Annotated in this window: 16 protein-coding genes; 4 read left to right on the top strand and 12 right to left on the bottom strand. The window is 47.8% G+C overall.

Annotated elements, in window-relative coordinates:
• Positions 1-84: 84 nt before the first annotated feature.
• Both CWC33_RS03075 and CWC33_RS03080 read right to left on the bottom strand, forming a co-directional pair.
• A complete protein-coding gene (locus tag CWC33_RS03075) occupies positions 85-1,941 on the bottom strand; it encodes a TonB-dependent receptor domain-containing protein (RefSeq protein WP_157803471.1) in 1,857 nt (618 codons plus the stop codon).
• On the bottom strand, positions 1,883-3,292 hold the full coding sequence (locus CWC33_RS03080) for a TonB-dependent receptor (RefSeq protein ID WP_100690737.1): 1,410 nt from the start codon (positions 3,290-3,292) through the stop codon (positions 1,883-1,885). Before CWC33_RS03080 ends, CWC33_RS03075 begins: the two co-directional genes overlap by 59 nt.
• 452 nt (positions 3,293-3,744) lie before the next feature.
• On the opposite strand from CWC33_RS03080, the gene CWC33_RS03085 reads away from it, so the two are divergent.
• Positions 3,745-4,905 (top strand): endonuclease/exonuclease/phosphatase family protein, encoded by a 1,161-nt coding sequence (locus tag CWC33_RS03085; RefSeq protein ID WP_232709832.1) that lies wholly within the window; start codon positions 3,745-3,747, stop codon positions 4,903-4,905.
• 9 nt (positions 4,906-4,914) lie between these two features.
• Here CWC33_RS03085 and ung read toward each other — a convergent pair whose 3' ends face one another.
• On the bottom strand, positions 4,915-5,565 hold the full coding sequence (gene ung / locus CWC33_RS03090; RefSeq protein ID WP_100690739.1) for a uracil-DNA glycosylase: 651 nt from the start codon (positions 5,563-5,565) through the stop codon (positions 4,915-4,917).
• Between the two features lie 84 nt (positions 5,566-5,649).
• Between ung and CWC33_RS03095 the strand changes: the two genes are divergently transcribed.
• Positions 5,650-6,444 carry a glycosyltransferase family 2 protein gene (locus CWC33_RS03095; protein WP_157803472.1) on the top strand — a complete coding sequence of 265 codons (795 nt, stop codon included), beginning with the start codon at positions 5,650-5,652 and terminating at the stop codon, positions 6,442-6,444.
• 73 nt (positions 6,445-6,517) lie between these two features.
• Complete coding sequence (locus CWC33_RS03100; protein WP_232709833.1) at positions 6,518-7,195, top strand: glycosyltransferase family 25 protein; 678 nt, start codon at positions 6,518-6,520, stop codon at positions 7,193-7,195.
• Here CWC33_RS03100 and CWC33_RS03105 read toward each other — a convergent pair.
• The 4 genes from CWC33_RS03105 to CWC33_RS03120 all read right to left on the bottom strand — a co-directional run bounded on the left by CWC33_RS03105 (position 7,192) and on the right by CWC33_RS03120 (position 13,019).
• Positions 7,192-9,213, bottom strand: a complete 2,022-nt coding sequence (locus CWC33_RS03105; protein ID WP_100690742.1) for a S9 family peptidase — start codon at positions 9,211-9,213, stop codon at positions 7,192-7,194. The two genes, CWC33_RS03100 and CWC33_RS03105, sit on opposite strands and share 4 nt — an antisense overlap.
• Before the next feature lie 120 nt (positions 9,214-9,333).
• Positions 9,334-11,151 carry a DUF1302 domain-containing protein gene (locus CWC33_RS03110; RefSeq protein ID WP_100690743.1) on the bottom strand — a complete coding sequence of 606 codons (1,818 nt, stop codon included), beginning with the start codon at positions 11,149-11,151 and terminating at the stop codon, positions 9,334-9,336.
• A gap of 192 nt (positions 11,152-11,343) precedes the next feature.
• Positions 11,344-12,273, bottom strand: a complete 930-nt coding sequence (locus CWC33_RS03115) for an electron transfer flavoprotein subunit alpha/FixB family protein (RefSeq protein WP_100690744.1) — start codon at positions 12,271-12,273, stop codon at positions 11,344-11,346.
• Positions 12,270-13,019, bottom strand: coding sequence for an electron transfer flavoprotein subunit beta/FixA family protein (locus tag CWC33_RS03120; protein WP_088768825.1), 750 nt, complete (start codon positions 13,017-13,019; stop codon positions 12,270-12,272). Before CWC33_RS03120 ends, CWC33_RS03115 begins: the two co-directional genes overlap by 4 nt.
• A gap of 125 nt (positions 13,020-13,144) precedes the next feature.
• Between CWC33_RS03120 and CWC33_RS03125 the strand changes: the two genes are divergently transcribed.
• Complete coding sequence (locus CWC33_RS03125; protein ID WP_100690745.1) at positions 13,145-13,516, top strand: SufE family protein; 372 nt, start codon at positions 13,145-13,147, stop codon at positions 13,514-13,516.
• On the opposite strand, the gene CWC33_RS03130 is transcribed toward CWC33_RS03125, so the two are convergent.
• From CWC33_RS03130 to CWC33_RS03150, 5 genes are all read right to left on the bottom strand, one after another.
• A complete protein-coding gene (locus CWC33_RS03130) occupies positions 13,490-13,798 on the bottom strand; it encodes a helix-turn-helix domain-containing protein (protein WP_100690746.1) in 309 nt (102 codons plus the stop codon). The genes CWC33_RS03125 and CWC33_RS03130 overlap by 27 nt on opposite strands.
• Positions 13,795-15,141, bottom strand: a complete 1,347-nt coding sequence (locus CWC33_RS03135; RefSeq protein WP_100690747.1) for a type II toxin-antitoxin system HipA family toxin — start codon at positions 15,139-15,141, stop codon at positions 13,795-13,797. Before CWC33_RS03135 ends, CWC33_RS03130 begins: the two co-directional genes overlap by 4 nt.
• Before the next feature lie 210 nt (positions 15,142-15,351).
• Complete coding sequence (tcdA, locus tag CWC33_RS03140) at positions 15,352-16,134, bottom strand: tRNA cyclic N6-threonylcarbamoyladenosine(37) synthase TcdA (protein ID WP_100690748.1); 783 nt, start codon at positions 16,132-16,134, stop codon at positions 15,352-15,354.
• Complete coding sequence (locus CWC33_RS03145; RefSeq protein ID WP_088768828.1) at positions 16,127-16,546, bottom strand: PAS domain-containing protein; 420 nt, start codon at positions 16,544-16,546, stop codon at positions 16,127-16,129. Before CWC33_RS03145 ends, tcdA begins: the two co-directional genes overlap by 8 nt.
• On the bottom strand, positions 16,543-17,565 hold the full coding sequence (locus CWC33_RS03150; protein WP_100690749.1) for a response regulator: 1,023 nt from the start codon (positions 17,563-17,565) through the stop codon (positions 16,543-16,545). The genes CWC33_RS03145 and CWC33_RS03150 overlap by 4 nt, the downstream gene beginning before the upstream one ends.
• Between the last annotated feature and the right edge of the window lie 124 nt (positions 17,566-17,689).

The following is a 17,689-nucleotide window of genomic DNA, read 5'->3' on the forward strand; positions in this document are numbered from 1 at the left end:
AAAATAATAAACCGCCGCGGGCAATACCAACGGCGGTTTATTCGTTTGCTCCTGACGTAATAATGTCAGGTTACAGCGCAGAGCTTAGAAGGTATAACGGATACCTATCTTCGCCTGCCAAGTTGAACGCTCTGGTAAGTATGATGTCGGTGCTGACGTATCATAACCAGCGTATGGGCGACCATAGACAACATTACCCGTTTCAGGATTAATATCACCCTTAACGAATTGAGTTGTTGGGCTACCATTAAACAGGTAGTGCTGCTGAGCAGAATCTTCATCGATTAACGCAAGAATGTTTCTTACATCAAAGAACAAAGTAAACTTATGCTCATCCATAAATCCTGGTAACTCTTGAGTATAGTTAAAGTCTAGAGTTGTATTCCAAGGACCACGGAATTCATTCATTGGCGCGAAGCCACCTGCGTATTGGTCTAAACCAGCTTCTTGTAGTAACGGCAGTAACTGCTCATAAGTTAAGCCATCAGTATACTCTACATTACTGTCATCCGGACCAGTCGGAATATATGGCAGATAACGAGGACGAGCTAAGTTTCCTGCGTCACCGAAGACGGAGTTACCATAAGTATCCAATACGTAGCTATATGGACGTCCTGAGTATCTCTCCCAGAATAACGTAAAGCTTGAGTCATAACCGTCCATTAACTGAGTGGTGTAACTTAGGTTAGCCACAAAACGGTGCTCGACTTCATAGCCTGCCGTGTTTACAAGAACATTTTCGGCATCAACTGTTGGCGTGTAACGGTAGTTTGACCAAGCCGTTGATGAGCCACCAGCAAATGCTTCAGTCACGTCTTGGTGAGTATAGCTAGTATTAAAGCTAAGACCGTTATCCCAGGCTTTACCTGCGGTCAACGTCAATATTTTGCTATCACCAGAACGTCCGTTAGTCAGCATCAGGTCGTAGCGAGAGATGCCGTTGTCGTCACCAATCTCAGACGGAACATGGTTATCTAGCGGGTCATCTGCCACATAAATTGGTCGACCAGCCGAGGTAGTAACTGGGTTACCATTTTCATCTAATAAGGTGCGACGACTTAAATCAGTCCAGGCTACATCATCCTGCTTCTTACCATAGATGAATTCAGCACTTAAGAACCAGTCTTCACCTAAGTAGCCTAAGTCAGCACCGTTCCAGTCAATAGCTAAACTAGAACGCCACTCAGATGGTAACTCGAAGTTAGGGTCGATTGGTGTGACGATGCCGTCACCTGCCACTAATGAATCAACAACTTCCTGAGGAACATTAGCTAAATCAACATTTTCTAAGTAAACAGATGAATCTACAGAGCTCGGATCAAAGTTGACTGCACCGATACCATCGTTAGTATAAGCGTTTGATATCCATACATTAGGTCGACCACCGCTGTATTTACCAACACCACCGCGAAGGGTCATATCGTCAGCAAAGTTCCACTTAAACCCGACACGAGGCAAGATAATATCAACGCCATCCAGGTTCTCAGTGTTAGCAAACTGGTAACGCTGAACAAAACGGTCATTCAAACGAGGCTGATTATCAGCAAAAATTTGCTCGTAACGAACACCGTAGGTAATTTCCAGATCCCAAGTTGGCGTCCAGGTATCTTGTAAGTAAATAGAATGAGTGCCTTGAGTGAATATCGCCGCAACGTTATCTACATTACCTGACGGGTGGTTTTTGTATTCAAAGCCAGAAGCCACTTGATTACGGAAGTCTTCAATTGAGTCAAATTCCCAGGCACCCAGAGTTGCTTCAGCGAATAAGTTGTAAACATCAACGCTAGTGTAGTCGTAACCAGCCTGAATCAGGTGATCACCCTTCAAGTATTCAGCATTAAACTGGAACTGAGTGGTGTCATTTTGCAATTCATTCGCTTGGCTAGAATAATCTGGACCGATATACGGCTGCTTCACCCGTTTCGATACGAGCTTGACCATAGTTTTTGCCCAGTAAAGGAACACGACCGTTGTCGACTTCTTTTTTAGATAGCTTTATTTCAGTTGAGAAGTCTGAGGTCCAGTTAGAGTACAACTGTGCAGAGTATGCTTTTAACTCTTGAGTATTTGAGTACCAGTTTGAGCTCAGAGTTAACGTACCTGTACTCCCACCATTATTTCTGGTTTGCTGTCCTTCAGTCGACTGGTAAGTTACCGCTAAACGGTGATCGTTATTGATGTTCCAGTCAATTTTAGCAAGAACTTTCTCATCTTCTTCTACCGGGTTGATATTCCAGTCACCTGGCTCTACCTGATAAACTTCACGAGCGATGTCCTGAATAGTCTGAACATCGGAAGCACTGACGTTTGCAAAGTTCGACGCCGTTGAACCTTCAGGACCACGCGCAACTGGCTGTGGCTCTTCAGTCTTTTCATAGTTTACGTAGAAGAAAAGAGTATCTTCAATGATAGGTCCACCAAGACCAAAACCTTTCGTTTTCTCTTCATAATCTAACTCAGGGGCAGTTGAGTCAGGGTAATAACGGTTTGGCTCCGGGTCTCCTGCCAAGCTGTCGCTGGCATATTGGTAAAATACCGAGCCTTTGAATTCGTTGGTACCCGATTTGGTTACCGCATTTATTTTCGCACCGGTAAAGTTACTATCTTTAACGCTGAAAGGAACAACATCGATGGACACTTGTTCAATTGCATCAATTGAAATTGGAGAACGTTGGGTTGGGTAACCGTTATTATTCAAACCAAAATCATCATTCTGACCAATGCCGTCAACTGTGATTGAGTTATATTTAGGGTTGTTACCTGCAACCGTCAACTCACTGCCATCACCGATTTGAGTCGCTAATGGGTTAAGTCTCAAAACGTCTTTTAAGTCTCTACCATAAGTCGGTTGCTTCTCAATTTGCTCTTCGCCAAACGAGCTACCAGAGCCACGGTTTAAGCTAGCGTAATTGATTGCTGAACCACTTACTTGTAAGCGCTCCATTTCGTCCGCTTCTAATTGAGCGTTTAAACGATAAGTTGAGCCAAGCTGTAAATAAATGTCTTGATAAGCCGCGTCACGATAGACGTCAGAATCTAAGACAACTTGGTAAGGACCACCAACACGAAGACCATTGGCAACAAAGTTACCATCTTCATCAGTCGTCACAGTTACCGTTGAGCCAGACGGCACATGGCGGATGACAACTTCAGTGCCGCCGGCACCATTTCCTTGAGGACCAACAACACTGCCTCGCATTGCCGAAGCTGTGTCCTGAGCATAAACGGTGCCAGAGAATACAGCAGCCAACGCAGCCGCAAGAGCTGTACGCTTGAAAGTAGAGTTAAACATAGTTTTGTTCTTCCCGGTTTTGGTTTTGGGTTTTTAAGCACAGATAAGGGTATAGCTTATTTGTGACAATTCTGTGAAAAAGAATAGAAAAATTTGACGAAGCGAAAGCGTTAAATAGAGGGAGGAGCGAATAATGAAGATAACAAAAATAAGACGTTCGTATATTATTCGAGGATGCCCCACGGCATAACAGCTGATTCATCACAGGAAAGCTCATGACTTGATAAGTCTCGAGACTGTGGTTGGTGGTCGGAGCTGTTGGGAATACCGCTTGGTTCATTACGCTTCTAAGACATTTATGTGTCAGATATGTGACATATTTTAATCAAAATATTCGCGCTTGCCTAGCGCTTTGGGAACCTTTATTCTTCTTAATTGTCTTAGGCGTTTCTCAAACAGGCATTCCCATGGGCTTTATGCGGTTTTCAATATATTCAACATTTGTACTTTTTATGGTCACTTCTTTTTCTGCATTAGCGGGTTCGGGCAAAGGCGAACCAGAGACGGTTCGTATTGCAACCTTTAATGTCAGTATGGATGCTTCTAACTATTTGGCAGAAGAGACTCTGCCCACTTTAGAACGTTCCCCGCTTCCTGACGTTCTTCAGGCCAACAATGAACAAGTTCGCGGTATTGCTGAAATATTGCAGCGTGTGCGCCCCGATGTAGTCTTGCTGAACGAATTTGATTACATCGATAAAGCCGTTGGTATTGATGTTTTTCGCAGTGACTATTTAGAAGTCTCGCAAAATGGTCAGGCTGTCATTGAGTATCCTTATGCTTATACCGCTCCGGTTAATACAGGCGTGCCCTCTCCTTTTGACTTAAACCGCGATGGTGAAGCGACGGGTTCGGGTGATGATGCCTGGGCCTTTGGCTGGTACCCAGGCCAGTATGGGATGGTGATTTTGTCAAAGTATCCTTTAATGGCCGACAACGCGCGTACTTTCCAGCACTTTTTATGGAAAGATATGCCCGGTCGTCATATTCCTTATGTTCATAACGCCGACAAGCAACCGACTTCTGAGCCTTGGTTTTCTGACGAAGCAATGGCGCAGTTCCCTCTCAGCTCTAAGTCGCACTGGGATGTGCCGGTAAAAATAGGCGATCGTGTCATTCATCTACTAGCGGCTCACCCAGTGCCGCCGGTTTTTGACGGACCTGAAAACCGTAACGGTATGCGCAACTACGATGAAATTCGTTTATTTGCTGACTACTTAACACCTGGTCGTGACAACTACCTGTATGACGATAATGGCGTGCGTGGCGGGCTTAGTGAAGACGCCAGTTTTGTTATTCTGGGGGATATGAATGCACAGGCAGGCGCAGGTGGTGTCGATGGCGCCATTGAGCAGTTATTGGAGCATCCTCGCGTGAACGATGTGAAGCCTCAAAGTCAGGGAGGCAAACTGCACTCTCCTGATATTGATGGTTCGCAATTTCATACTGCCGCATGGCGCAAGCGTGTTGACTACGCGCTACCGTCTGGCGACTTAGTGGTTAAAAACGCGGGCGTGTTCTGGCCGATTAACGGCGAACCAGGCGCTGATATGATGAAAAAGCGCAAAGCGTCTTCTGACCACCGCCTGGTATGGATAGATATCGTTAAATAAAAAGACGCATTACGCCCATTTTATGGGCTGTCGGCCATGTTGCTGCAAATAGTCGTTGGCTTTTTTGAAGTGGTTTGCATCAAAAAAGCCGCGATGCGCTGACAAAGGCGACGGATGCGGTGCGGTCAGAATGCAGTGTTTAGTGCCATCAATTAGCGGAATTTTTTTCTGCGCATGTGAGCCCCACAGCAAAAACACCACGTGCTCTGTTGCTTCAGACACTTTTTTTATCACGGTATCGGTAAAGGTTTCCCAGCCCCAGCTGGCGTGACTGTGCGCATTCCCTTGTTCGACTGTGAGCACCGTATTTAATAGCAACACGCCCTGCTCTGCCCATCCTGTCAAGTCGCCATGCTGAGGTAATACGGTGTTGGGGTAGTCAATAGAAATTGCCTTAAACATATTGCGCAGAGACGGCGGGAACTTCACGCCTTCTTTCACCGAAAAGCTCAGCCCATGCGCCTGACCGGGTCCGTGATATGGGTCCTGCCCCAGAATAACCACTTTGACCTGTTCGGGTTCGGTCAGCTTCAGCGCATTGAATACTTCTTCCTTTGGAGGGTAAACCACCGCCTGCTGACGCGCCTGCTCAACACGTTGCCACAGCTCTTTGAAATACGGCTTTTGTTTTTCCTCAGCGAGTAAGTCGCTCCAGGGCATTGTCGATTCCTTTGGTTGGGCTACACCTTTGTATGATAAAACGATATGATCCCGCTTCTCAACTGAATGATTTCAAGGTTTACTATGGCAGAGCAAAATAGCTTACCGAAAGTAAGTGTTTACTTAATAACACTCAACGAGGGTCGTCATTTAGATGAAGTTCTCAGCAGTGTCAAAGGCGCCGACGAGGTCGTTTTAGTCGACTCAGGCTCCACCGACGATACGCTCGACATTGCCGAAAAGCATGGCGCGAGAATTATTCATCAGGAGTGGCTAGGCTATGCAAAACAAAAGGCCTTTGCTTTAGAGCAATGTAAAAATGATTGGGTCATCAACTTAGATGGTGACGAAGTGTTGCCGGATGGCGCTTTTGAAACCATTCAGCATCGCATCGCGAAAGGTGACATTAATGGTATCTATTTAGCGCATGACGATATCTTTATGGGGCACTCTCTGCCTGGGCATCGCCACCATCGTTTTCGCCGAGTTTACCGAAAGTCTAAGTCTCACTGGAATACATCGACAAAAGTCCATGAGCACATAGAAGTGGAGCCCCCTCTGACCCATTTGCCCATTGATGTTAAGCATTACGGCTACGACTCCGCACATGGCTACATGGATAAGCTGAACAAATATTCACTGCTGAAAGCAAAGCAGCGGGAAGAAAGGGGGCGTCACTGCAGCTTAGCTCGGGTATTACTGATATTCCCGCTGATGTTCATCAAGTTCTACTTTATACGCCGCATGTTTTTAGCCGGCTGGCGAGGTTTCATTAAAGCCAATATTGATGCTTTTCACTTTTTCCTCACAGAAGCGAAGCTTTATGAACGTGCCTACAGACGTAAGCGCGGCGATGATGTCGAGAAGTCTGAGCGCTAATATGTCATTTTTGCCCCTATTTTTGATTAACCTCGACCGCTCTCCCCATCGTCTGAAGGATGTTGATGATTCGATGCGGCAGCTCGATCTTGATTATGAACGCGTTCCGGCTGTTGACGGACGAGCGACTTCTACAGCAGAAGTCAACGCCGTGTATAGCCATAAACAAAACGTTGAGCGCTACAATTATGATTTAACGCAAGGTGAAATTGCCTGCTATATGAGCCACCGAAAGGCCTGGAAAAAGCTCCTGGACAGTGACCATCCAGCCGCCATCATACTCGAAGACGATATTGTTCTGAGTCCAGCGTTTGCCGACCTGCATCATGCGGTGGCCGGCATAGCGAGCAGCAAATACGCGAATTGGGACATTATAAAATTAGCTCAACCCTTCAAACCCAAAGAGTCAACTCCGCTCGATGCTTTTGGTGATTTCACACTGGTCGATTATGAAAAGCCCCCTATGGGCGCTTGCGGCTATTTAATAAGCCGACAAGGTGCAAAGAAAATGTTGTCTCGCACACCGTTTTTTCGGCCGGTCGATGTTGATATGCAGTGGCAATGGGAAACTGGCGCTCACGTTCTGGGCTTACTTCCTTACACTGTGGATAACAGCCACACGCACGAAAGTGATATTTTTAGTGTCGCCAATAGACACGAAGCAAAACGCCGGGGATGGGTTCGTTTGAAAGAGCAATGGCGGTTCTTCTGGCAGAACCGCCGTTACCACAAAAGAAGACAGAGACCTTAGTCTTCTTTGTCCTTATACTTCTCAAACCAATGCAAGATATAAGCAACTTTGTTCATCAGGTTGCTTGGTCTTGCATAAATGCCGTGACCTGAGTCCTGGATACGCACCATTGCGGTGTCCACGCCTTTCAGCTTTAACGCCTGATAGTACTGCTCGGTTTCCGACATGGGGGTTCTGTAGTCATTCTCACCGGTTAATAGCATGGTTGGCGTTGTCACGTTATCCACGTAACTGATTGGCGAGCGCTCCATGTAGTGCTCCATATTATTCCAGGGAAGACCCGGGAACCAATATTGATAGAAAAAGTTATACATATCGGCGGTTAACACGAAGCTGTACCAGTTAATAACCGGCTTAGCGACAACAGCTGCCTTGAAGCGATCAGTATGACCAACAATCCAGGCAGTTAAGACACCACCGCCGCTTCCGCCAGTAACAAACAACTCATCTTCGTCAATGAAGCCTTTTTCTATAACGGCATCAACGCCATCCATCAAGTCGTTGTAATCATCGCTTGGGTAGTTGTGATGAATTTCATTGGCAAAGTCAGCGCCGTAGCTGGTGCTGCCTCGCGGGTTGGTATAAAGCACCACATACCCCGCCGCTGCGAAGAGCTGTATTTCGGCAGCAAAACGCGGCCCATAGTTAGTATGTGGACCACCATGAATTTCCAGCATCAACGGATAGTCTTTGTCTTTGTCGAAGTTCGGTGGGTAGGCAATCCAGCCTTGTAGCTCTCTGCCATCCACACTCGATTTATAGCGAATTTCTTCTACTTTCGCGAGCTGCTTATGTCCCAGCGCATCTTCGTTTAAGCGAGTGACTTGCTGTACGTTGCCGTCTTTCCATAGTGCCAGCTCTGCCGGGCGCATTGGGTTTGAAATAGTGAAGGCAATGTTGTCATTGTTCGCAACGCTAAAGTCGCCGCCGCCATAAGGTCGACTGTAAGACAGACCGCCCACGCGGTCAGTCAAATGTGTGTGTTCACCGCTTAAGTCGGTTCGGGCCAACTGACCGACGCCGTTGTCGTCATAGGTAAAGTAAATGCCCTCGCTGTCAGAGTCCCACGCAAAGCCCGATACACTGCGGTCTAAGTCTGGCGTCAATGTTTTTATGTCAGACCCGTCGGTGTTCATGACGTAGAGCTTGGTGATCTGGTAGCTCATTTTCTCATCGTCATAGCCGGTATACGCAATTTTCTCTCCGTTTGGTGACACTTTAGGTGAACCGTCCGGGCCGTTTCTGTCTGTGACGGCCGAGATGTCTTTACTGGCAACGGTCAACCGGTAAATTTCACTATTGACTGGTTGGCGAAACGCGTCTTCGCGACGATTCGCTGAGAAGAAAATATGCTTTCCATCTGCAGACCAGGCCAAGTTACCACCATGGTTAAATTGGTCTTCCGTTAATTGACGTGGAGATCCGCCGGTGGCCGGTATCACATAAATTTGTTGGTGGCCATCTTCTGCGTAGCCGCCGCCGTCATAGCGGTAATTGTCTTTATCGATATATTTTGGTGGTGTGGTCCAGTTGGCCCCATCGGGTTTCCCCGGCAAACTGACCGGAGCAGGTTCAGGCTTTGGCGTAAACATTGAAAATGCGATTTGAGTGCCATCGGGCGACCAACTCAAACCGGAAGGTGCTTTGGTTAACTGAGTAATGGCGGCGCTTTCACCAGAATCCACCCAGTAGATATGAATTTGCGGGCTGCCTGTTTCTGTCGAGACATAGGCTAGCCGTTTGCCGTCTGGCGACCATACGGGTTGGCTTTCACTGCCTTGCTCACCGGTTAATGGACGAATATCACCGTCAGGTAAGACACTCCATAAGCGCCCTACTTTACGGTCGTTTTGTATGTCCATAGACTGACGGACAAATACGCTCCACTCGCCACTTGGGTGAATGGTCGGTGACGATGCGTACTCCAGAGTGAATACGTCTTCTAACGCCAGTTTTTCCTGCGCGACTGCGGCACCTGATACAGCCAGAGCCGCTGCTGCAACTATCCACTTTTTCATTGTTGTTCTCCCCAGACATTACACCTGACGTAGGTAACGTCAGGCTACATTCGCATACGGGCATAAAAAAACCGCCTCTTAGAGACGGTTTTATCGCGATTCAAAACATGAATCAATGTATTAGAACGCGTATGAGAAGCTAACGGACGCAAAGTCTCGATCCGCTAACGGGTCTAAGTCGCTGTCTGAATACATGGTGTAGCCAAGAGTGACTTTATAGGTTGACAGGTAGTCAGCCATTAAATTCAGACCCAGTGATTTGCGGTCTTCAATAAAGTTACTGTTTGGCGAGTAACCATTCACGTCATGGTTAAACTGAACGGTTGGGTTTAAGCCCCAGCCTTGCCATACGTTTGAGTATTCAAACTGGAAGCGCGTGCGATAACCCCAGGATGTTGAGGTCACAAAACCTTCGCAGTTGCCATTTGCCATTGGGCCAGCGTCTTGTTCTGTTAAGCACTTACCAAATAATGGTAAGCGACCATAACGTTGTTCTTGAATGCCCGGCATGTCGTGAACACTGTTCATGGCGACTTCACCGACAAAGGTCATACGGTCTGAACCTAAGAAACGGTCGAAGAAACGAACAAAGCTGACTTGAGCCTGGCTGACATCTAAACGGTCATAGCCATTAGCTAAGCCGCCGAGTTCTGTATTATCCACACGATCAGCAAATGTACTTGGCGTGTTAGGGCGTAAGCCTGCGGTCAAAATTTCAGTGGTGTTAATTTGTACCGGCATACCATCACGATAGCTGTACTCACCAGACACTGACCACATACCAAGGTTTGTGCTAAAGCTTAAACCATAAACTTCAGTGTCTTCCGGGTATTCCAGTACCAAGCGTGGGCCATCAATCGGGTAGCCGTTTGGCGTTGACCATGCATAACCTGGTGCTTGACCAGCTGCTCCAGCCGCTTCTTGATAAGGGCGAGGATCAACAGTCCAGTTATACGCAGAAATAATTGGCGTGTTGTTGTGCAGGTTTAGGTAGTAAACACCAAACTCAGCACCCAGATCCATTGAGTAGTAGCGTAAGTTTGCACCCCACTGACCACTGTCAGAGGCTTCAATGCGCGGGTTGCTTCCAATATAAGCGCCAGCTTCAATAGACTGACGGTCACTCAATGCAATACCATTACCGATGGTTGGGTTCAGTGTTACTAAACCACAGCCTGGACCACCAATAATATCAACGCTTGAGAAATAAGTACCACAGCCATCTAGCTTGGTGTTATCCCACTCATATTGATAGAAGGCTTCAAAGTTCATTACGTCGGTTAAGCCGATGTTGGTGCTTATCATACCAACCGGCAGCAATGCTTCTTTAATTTCAGCACCTGGACGACGTGCGGCGTTAACATCTAACGGGTTAATGTCGTTAATACCGTTGAAAACGAAAGTGCTTTCACCCCAGCTTAATACCTGACGCCCGACACGAACACTTGTCGGCATATCGCCCAGGTCAAAGTTGGCATAAACAAACGCATCCAACAGCTCAACACCGTGACCTTGTGAATAATCATCAAAGGCGTCGTCTCTTAAGGTGGTATTTGGGTAGTACAGGTTTGCCGTGTGACCATGCGACATTTCTTCTTCAGAAATCACATAATCGTACCAGTAGTTAAAGCGCACAAACGCACCGTGGCTACCGCCGTCAATGCTCAAGTCGTGCACACCTTTAAATACCGATGATACCAAGTCGCCTTTGTCAAAGTTCAAGTTGCCGTCATCACCGACACTTGAGCCTGCGGTTCCGCCTGCGCGGTTGCCTGGATGAATCAGGTGGTTGGCCTGATCTTCCATACGCCATGACGCACCGTAGGACAGAATAGAGTCGAATTTAATTTCATAGTCGCCGACTTCGAAGTCAGCAGCCTGGCCTGTAGCCGCAAAGCTCAGTGCAATGGCCGTAGCCAGAGGAAGTTTTTTTAGCATAGTTGTTCTTCTTTTCATTGTGAGCCACCTAATCCTTTAAACTTGTTTGGCGGTTATAGATGAATCATGTCCGATGAGTTAAAAATATGCAAGTGTATGAACACGAAAAGATAACAAGTTGTTGGAAAAAGTGCGGGAAAATGTCGTTACCAGCGTCTAAATTGACGCTGGTAACGAGTCTTCAAAAGTGTTTTATAACTTTTCTTTGAGTTCAGGAAGAACATCAAATAAGTCGGCTACCAAACCGTAATCCGCAACCTGGAAGATAGGCGCTTCTTCGTCTTTGTTGATAGCAACAATGACTTTGGAGTCTTTCATACCGGCTAAGTGCTGGATAGCACCACTGATACCGACCGCCACATAAAGCTGTGGAGCAACAATTTTACCGGTCTGGCCAACCTGCATGTCGTTAGGGACAAAGCCAGCGTCAACGGCCGCACGTGATGCGCCTACCGCCGCCCCTAGTTTGTCGGCAATGTCTTCCAGCATATGGAAGTTTTCGCCGTTTTGCATACCACGACCACCAGAAATAACGATTTCCGCTGCTGTCAGGTCTGGACGCTCAGAGTCAGCCAGTTGCTCACCAACAAACTCAGATTTGTCGTTGTTAAACACTGAATCGATGCTCTCAACATCACCACTACCACCTTCTGCTGCTACCGCGTCAAATGCAGTTGCACGGACAGTAATGACTTTGATTTTGTCTTCTGACTGCACGGTAGCAATAGCGTTACCGGCATAGATTGGACGCTTGAAAGTGTCGTCGCTTTCTACCGCGATAATGTCGGATACTTGCGCTACGTCCAGCAAAGCAGCAACGCGCGGCATAAAGTTTTTACCGGTCGTGGTCGCTGGTGCCAGGATGTGACTGTAGTCTTTGCCTAACTCTGCGACCAACTCACTGATGTTTTCAGCCAACTGGTGCTCGTAAGCTTCGTTATCGGCCAAAATCGCTTTCTTCACGCCGCCCGCTTTAGACACGTTCTCAGCAACAGTTGAGCAGCCTTTACCAGCAACCAGCACATGAATATCGCCACCGATTTTCTGGGCAGCGGCTAACGTTTTCAGCGTTGAAGGATCAACGGCGTTATTGTCGTGTTCTGCTACTACTAAGATGCTCATAATACTTTGGCCTCGTTCTTCAGTTTGTCTACCAGCTCGTCAACATCGGCAACTTTCACACCCGCACTGCGCTCTGCAGGCGGCTCGACTTTCAGCAGCTTAATAGTGCGTTTTACTTCCACGTCCAGCTCGTCTGGTGTTGTTGTTTCTAACGGCTTACGCTTGGCCTTCATAATGTTTGGCAGTGACGCGTAACGCGGTTCGTTCAGACGTAAGTCGGTGGTAACAATAGCCGGCAGGTTCAATTTAACCGTTTGCAGACCGCCATCAATTTCGCGAGTGACATTAACAAAGCCGTCACCCATTTCGACTTTAGACGCGAAAGTGCCCTGCGGCATGCCGGTTAAGGCGCCCAGCATTTGACCGGTTTGGTTGTTGTCTGAGTCGATAGACTGCTTACCCAGAATGACCATGTCCGGCCCTTCTTTCTCTACCACGCCTTTGAGAATTTTCGCAGCAGATAAAGAATCCGGCATGTCATCGGTTTCAACCTGAATAGCACGGTCAGCGCCAAGTGCTAAGGCCGTGCGAAGTTGTTCCTGAACAGCTTTAGGTCCAATTGACACAACCACAACTTCATCAGCAGTACCGGCTTCTTTTAAACGCACAGCTTCTTCTACTGCTATTTCGCAAAATGGGTTGAGTGCCATTTTGACGTTCGCCAAATCGACATCGGACTGATCTGGTTTCACACGAACTTTGACGTTGTAGTCAATGACGCGCTTAACCGCGACGAGTATCTTCATGTTGTACTTCCTTTTGCTGGAATGTTCTTAATGTTGGTGTTTATTATGCTTCCATTATCCTAAACTGGCGTCGATCTCACAAGTTGTGGGAGAATAAAACTCTATTGCCGTAAGGGAGAGTTTACATGGCCAGCTGGGAACAGCTTTTTCGTCAACTAGTGCAACAGGCTAGAAGTCTAGCAGAATATCCGTCCGAATGTCGTGATGACGATCATTTGGTGGGTGGCTGCGAGGCAAAGGTATGGTTGTGGCTGGATACCTCGAACCCAGAATCGGTGGTTATTCGTTTCGACTCCGAGTCACGCGTTGTGCGCGGTCTACTCGCGATGTTGCAACAACGGCTGGACGGTTGTTCGGTCGCGGAGATAGCGGCCTTTGACATTGACGCCTTTTACCGCGAAGAAGGGTTGGATAACGCCTTAAGCCCCTCGCGCAGCAACGGCCTATACCAGGTCGCCAAAACCCTGAAGCTACGTACGCAATGTTCGGCGCTTTAACCGAGCGGATGCCGGAACCAGGCCGACTTTTAACCCAAAGGGCTTAAACAGTCGATTAATTATGTCGCTAGAATAATTGCCTAGATCATTTTCAACTTCTGAAATGGTCTTTCGGGAAGTTCTTGTGAGCTTGGCATAATCGCTTTGATTCAGCCCAGTAATTTTTTTCCTGAACTCCTGCAACGCTTGTCCCTGGCTTATGTCACCCTGTAATAGTTGTAGCGCAATACGTTCAATAAGAGCTTCTCGCTCTTCACCGCTAAGCTGGTTACTCTTACTCATAGCAGCCCCCAGCGTTTCAGTTTTTCTGGAATATTAGCCAGCCCGACTTTGGGCATGGTCATAATACTGTCTGGAACGCCCCGCTCCCTTAATCTGCTTTCCAAGCCAATAAATTGCTCAGCCGTTGTATTCAGGTCACTGAGCAATTGTTCAGGTTTGATTAAGTCAGAAAGCTCCTCGCAGATGGCTCCAAAGTTATATTCGCCGCCACTTTCCATTGGCTCTCCCCAAACAGTTGATCTTGGCACTCCTTCGGGGTCAGCTCGCATCGGCGCAAAATCATAAATTGGAGTGAGCTTTATGCCGCCTTCATCTCTGAAAAATGCCGTATTGCGACCGTGATTATCCGAGTTACCAAAAGCAATATTCAATAAATCCCTCCGTACCCATTCGGTTACGAACGCCTCTACATTAAAGGGAGCGCCTTGTTCTTTAACCGTATAAGAGTTTTCAATTTTGCGGACTAAATTACGTATTACATCAGCATGACGAAGGCGCACACCGGGCGCTCGCTTTAATATTGAGTAAACAGACTCCATTGCCTTGCGAGCAACCACGCCATTAACAACATCAACATCGAAGCGCGGAAGCCAAAGCGACGGAAAGTTTTCACCTTCTTCAAGCCTCATCTGTTCGGTTGTTATGGTGCTAACTCCCATTTCCTCTAGCTCGCAATAAAAGTGATATTCCGCGCGCAAGATATCGCAGTCAATTTGCTTTCGTTGACCCCGAGGAAACTTCACCAGATAAAATGCATCCTGAATATTAGTTCCGTCTTGAAAGGTATCTATCCAAACCTCGTCATTATTGTTGCATCGCAGTAATAATTTTGGCGCCTCGCCACCCGCACCGGTTGCTCCTCCGGCAATGGCTCCTCGCTGATGAGCATACTCAAGAAAACTCGCGTTTCTTTCTACAACATCGCTGACACTAAACTGAGGAGGGTCTATAGTTTCGTTCTGGTTTTCGACAGCTTCTTTTATTCTCAAATGCCCAACAGGTGCAATTGCGGCTTTTTCTAATAAAACCAAATTTTGTTCGCTTAGTGGCAAGTTCGATATTTCAAGCTGATCTACCCAAAACCTTCGCGCCGCGCCGCTTGGGATAATATCATCAAGAAAGCGAAGCCAACCGGGTTGATCGTCATCATCAAAGTAAAGCTGAACGGGATGGTTTAAGGAAACAGCATGGTGATCATCCTGCTCCAGGTGTTCAATAGCGTAGCCCGTTTTATACTGCACTTGTACGTCGGGCTCATTCTGTCCGGTTCGTTCAGTAAAAGTTAACATGGCTATGTCCTGCCATTGGCTTTGCAGATAAGCCTGTATCGTCAGACTATTCATGAAGCACCTGAAATTGAGTGATATTACACTCAAAATAGACAAATAAATCTATTTTTGCAACCTATATCACGCAAAAATTTATTTTGGTAGCCTGACATTCATGTCAGGTGAGATATAGCCACTTAAAATACTGCCCAAATAATTAGATGACGACGTTGTGTTCAATATCGTTCCTGACGTAAACGTCAGGCTACATCTGGGGCTGTCAGGCTACGGGCTCAATCGCTTCAATAGCGTAGCGGTGGCTTGCATAGCAAAGCTGCAGGTAACTACCATAGCGGCGCCAAAGCCGGAGCTGCAGTCCATGCGCATGGAGCCGGAGCCTGGTTTCTGAAGGGTGACTTCCCCTTCTAGCTCACCGGAAATAACCGGATAACGCAGTTGTTCTTCGGAGTACACGCAGTCGACACCCCACTTACGCTTGGGGTTCTTGGAAAAGCCATAGTCGCGACGCAGTTGTGAGCGTACTTTAGCCAGTAACGGGTCCTGCTTGGCTTTGGCTAAGTCACCCACACGGATCATGCCCGGGTCTATTTGCCCACCGGCACCGCCGCACACCACCAGGCGTAGCTTGCGCCGTTTACACCAGGCCACTAGCGCAGCCTTGGTGTTCACACTATCTATGGCGTCCAGCACCGCATCGGCGCCGGCTAAGTACTCTTCGAAATTTTCCGGCAGCAAGAAGTCATCAATGACTTTTACTTCGCAGTTGGGGTTAATGCTTTTCACCCGCTGTGCCAGCACCTCGGTTTTGAGCTGCCCAATGGTATCATCGGTGGCCGGTAACTGACGGTTAATGTTAGTGGTGCACACGTCGTCTAAGTCAATGAGCGTGAGCTTGCCAATGCCGGTTCGCGCCAGTGCTTCTACTGCCCACGACCCAACGCCGCCAAGCCCGGCGACCACGATATGTAACTGCTGAAAATGGCTTAACGCTTGTTGTCCGTAAACACGGCTGACACCACCAAAGCGCGGATCCGATACTTCACTCATGACTGGGTTGTTCGCTCACATCGTAAATAATAATGCCCACCTGATGCACTTCACCACGCGGATTCTTAAGCGGAATTAGGGTGACGTTTTGGTACATCCACTCGCTCTGCCCGCTTATGGGGCGGCTGTGGCGAAAACGAAACACATAAGGTCGCTGCTGCCAGGTAATAAACACTCGCGAGTTTAGCTGCCGCACCCGGTCAATTTTCCGCTGGAACCAAGCCTGGTCGATACCCGGACAGCAGCGAAATAAATTTTTGTCGCGCACTTCGCTGGGGCGCAGACCACTGTGGTTCTGCATAAACTCGTTCCACATCTGGATATTGTTGTCGTTATCAACCACCACAATACCTACGTCAATGGCGCCCAGAATACTCAGCTTGCTGTGCAGTTCGTCCATATCGTCTATCATTCTTCGTCCCCCTGAAGCCAGTGTGCCAGCTGCTGGTCGAGAATTTTTACTGCGTCAGCCGGGAACAACAACAACAGATCAAATGCCAGCTTATGCTCCGGCAGTTGATAGCCTATTTCTATGGCAAGAATTTTCTGCCAACGCTTTTCACCGTGTTTTAGCAGCTCCTGCATGGACTGGTTTTCGCCCAATAACACCGGCTGCGATGCCGCAAATTCGACATGCAACTGCTGACCTAAGCCATTTAAGCAGGCAGACGATAAAATAGACGCCACGTCCATTAATGATTCAATACGCTGTTGCTTTACCGAACCACTTTCACCGAGTTTTGCGCCTAACAACTTACCAATGTCGTCAATAGCCGCTTCGTTAAAGAGCGTTAATGCCTCACCTAAAATACCGCTGCCGGAAAACCCCTGACTGACGGCCGCCACTTGTTGCTTAGCGTCGATGGACTCAATCGCCATGTGCAGCTCAGAAGGGGCAATGAAGTTGACGTTAGGCACCGGCAGTTCGATAAAAGTGTCCAGCACCCGGGCTAAGTGATCACCCGCCTGGCCCATGGCAACGTTTGAGACCTCGCGGTACACATCCAGCGGATTAGCCGGTGCCTGGGTTTGTTGGTCGGCAACTTTCAATTGCCCGCCGGCAGGCTGGTAAAGGCCGAATTGCTGCAACAAAGTTTGTACGTCTTCGGCTTTCATCGGCTTTTTCACAAAAGCCATAGCACCTAATGACTGCACGCGTTTTTGCGCCTCAGGCTGTATGTCACCCGACACGACAATAACCAAGGTTTCCAGTTGCTCTTCTTTAATGGCCTGCAGGGTTTCGTAGCCGTCTTTTACCGGCATGTTCAAATCCAGAAACAGGATTTCAGCACGACCTTCACGCACACAAGTGAGCGCTTGCTCACCGTGCTCCGCCTGGTGCACTTCAGCATCCCAGTCGCTCGGCAGCGTGCGTAACAGCTGTTTCCGCGCCATTTTCGAGTCATCGCACAGCGTGACTTTTAGCGTCATAAATTGAGATTCCTGCCCGTTATCGTATGCCCTTATTCTAGCGCAGGCAGTAGCCTGATGCCATTGGTGCCTTACGGCGATACCTCACTACACATCGTAGCCTGACGTTATTTACGTCAGGTTC

Origin of the sequence: Idiomarina sp. X4, from assembly GCF_002808045.1 — a bacterium.
Taxonomy (GTDB): Bacteria; Pseudomonadota; Gammaproteobacteria; order Enterobacterales; family Alteromonadaceae; genus Idiomarina.

What these genes read in the sequence shown, in the direction of transcription:
- CWC33_RS03075 (WP_157803471.1), bottom strand. Translation starts at nt 1,941, where the DNA reads ATGGTCAAGCTCGTATCGAAACGGGTGAAGCAGCCGTATATCGGTCCA.
- CWC33_RS03080 (WP_100690737.1), bottom strand. Translation starts at nt 3,292, where the DNA reads ATGTTTAACTCTACTTTCAAGCGTACAGCTCTTGCGGCTGCGTTGGCT.
- CWC33_RS03085 (WP_232709832.1), top strand. Translation starts at nt 3,745, where the DNA reads ATGGTCACTTCTTTTTCTGCATTAGCGGGTTCGGGCAAAGGCGAACCA.
- ung (WP_100690739.1), bottom strand. Translation starts at nt 5,565, where the DNA reads ATGCCCTGGAGCGACTTACTCGCTGAGGAAAAACAAAAGCCGTATTTC.
- CWC33_RS03095 (WP_157803472.1), top strand. Translation starts at nt 5,650, where the DNA reads ATGGCAGAGCAAAATAGCTTACCGAAAGTAAGTGTTTACTTAATAACA.
- CWC33_RS03100 (WP_232709833.1), top strand. Translation starts at nt 6,518, where the DNA reads ATGCGGCAGCTCGATCTTGATTATGAACGCGTTCCGGCTGTTGACGGA.
- CWC33_RS03105 (WP_100690742.1), bottom strand. Translation starts at nt 9,213, where the DNA reads ATGAAAAAGTGGATAGTTGCAGCAGCGGCTCTGGCTGTATCAGGTGCC.
- CWC33_RS03110 (WP_100690743.1), bottom strand. Translation starts at nt 11,151, where the DNA reads ATGCTAAAAAAACTTCCTCTGGCTACGGCCATTGCACTGAGCTTTGCG.
- CWC33_RS03115 (WP_100690744.1), bottom strand. Translation starts at nt 12,273, where the DNA reads ATGAGCATCTTAGTAGTAGCAGAACACGACAATAACGCCGTTGATCCT.
- CWC33_RS03120 (WP_088768825.1), bottom strand. Translation starts at nt 13,019, where the DNA reads ATGAAGATACTCGTCGCGGTTAAGCGCGTCATTGACTACAACGTCAAA.
- CWC33_RS03125 (WP_100690745.1), top strand. Translation starts at nt 13,145, where the DNA reads ATGGCCAGCTGGGAACAGCTTTTTCGTCAACTAGTGCAACAGGCTAGA.
- CWC33_RS03130 (WP_100690746.1), bottom strand. Translation starts at nt 13,798, where the DNA reads ATGAGTAAGAGTAACCAGCTTAGCGGTGAAGAGCGAGAAGCTCTTATT.
- CWC33_RS03135 (WP_100690747.1), bottom strand. Translation starts at nt 15,141, where the DNA reads ATGAATAGTCTGACGATACAGGCTTATCTGCAAAGCCAATGGCAGGAC.
- tcdA (WP_100690748.1), bottom strand. Translation starts at nt 16,134, where the DNA reads ATGAGTGAAGTATCGGATCCGCGCTTTGGTGGTGTCAGCCGTGTTTAC.
- CWC33_RS03145 (WP_088768828.1), bottom strand. Translation starts at nt 16,546, where the DNA reads ATGATAGACGATATGGACGAACTGCACAGCAAGCTGAGTATTCTGGGC.
- CWC33_RS03150 (WP_100690749.1), bottom strand. Translation starts at nt 17,565, where the DNA reads ATGACGCTAAAAGTCACGCTGTGCGATGACTCGAAAATGGCGCGGAAA.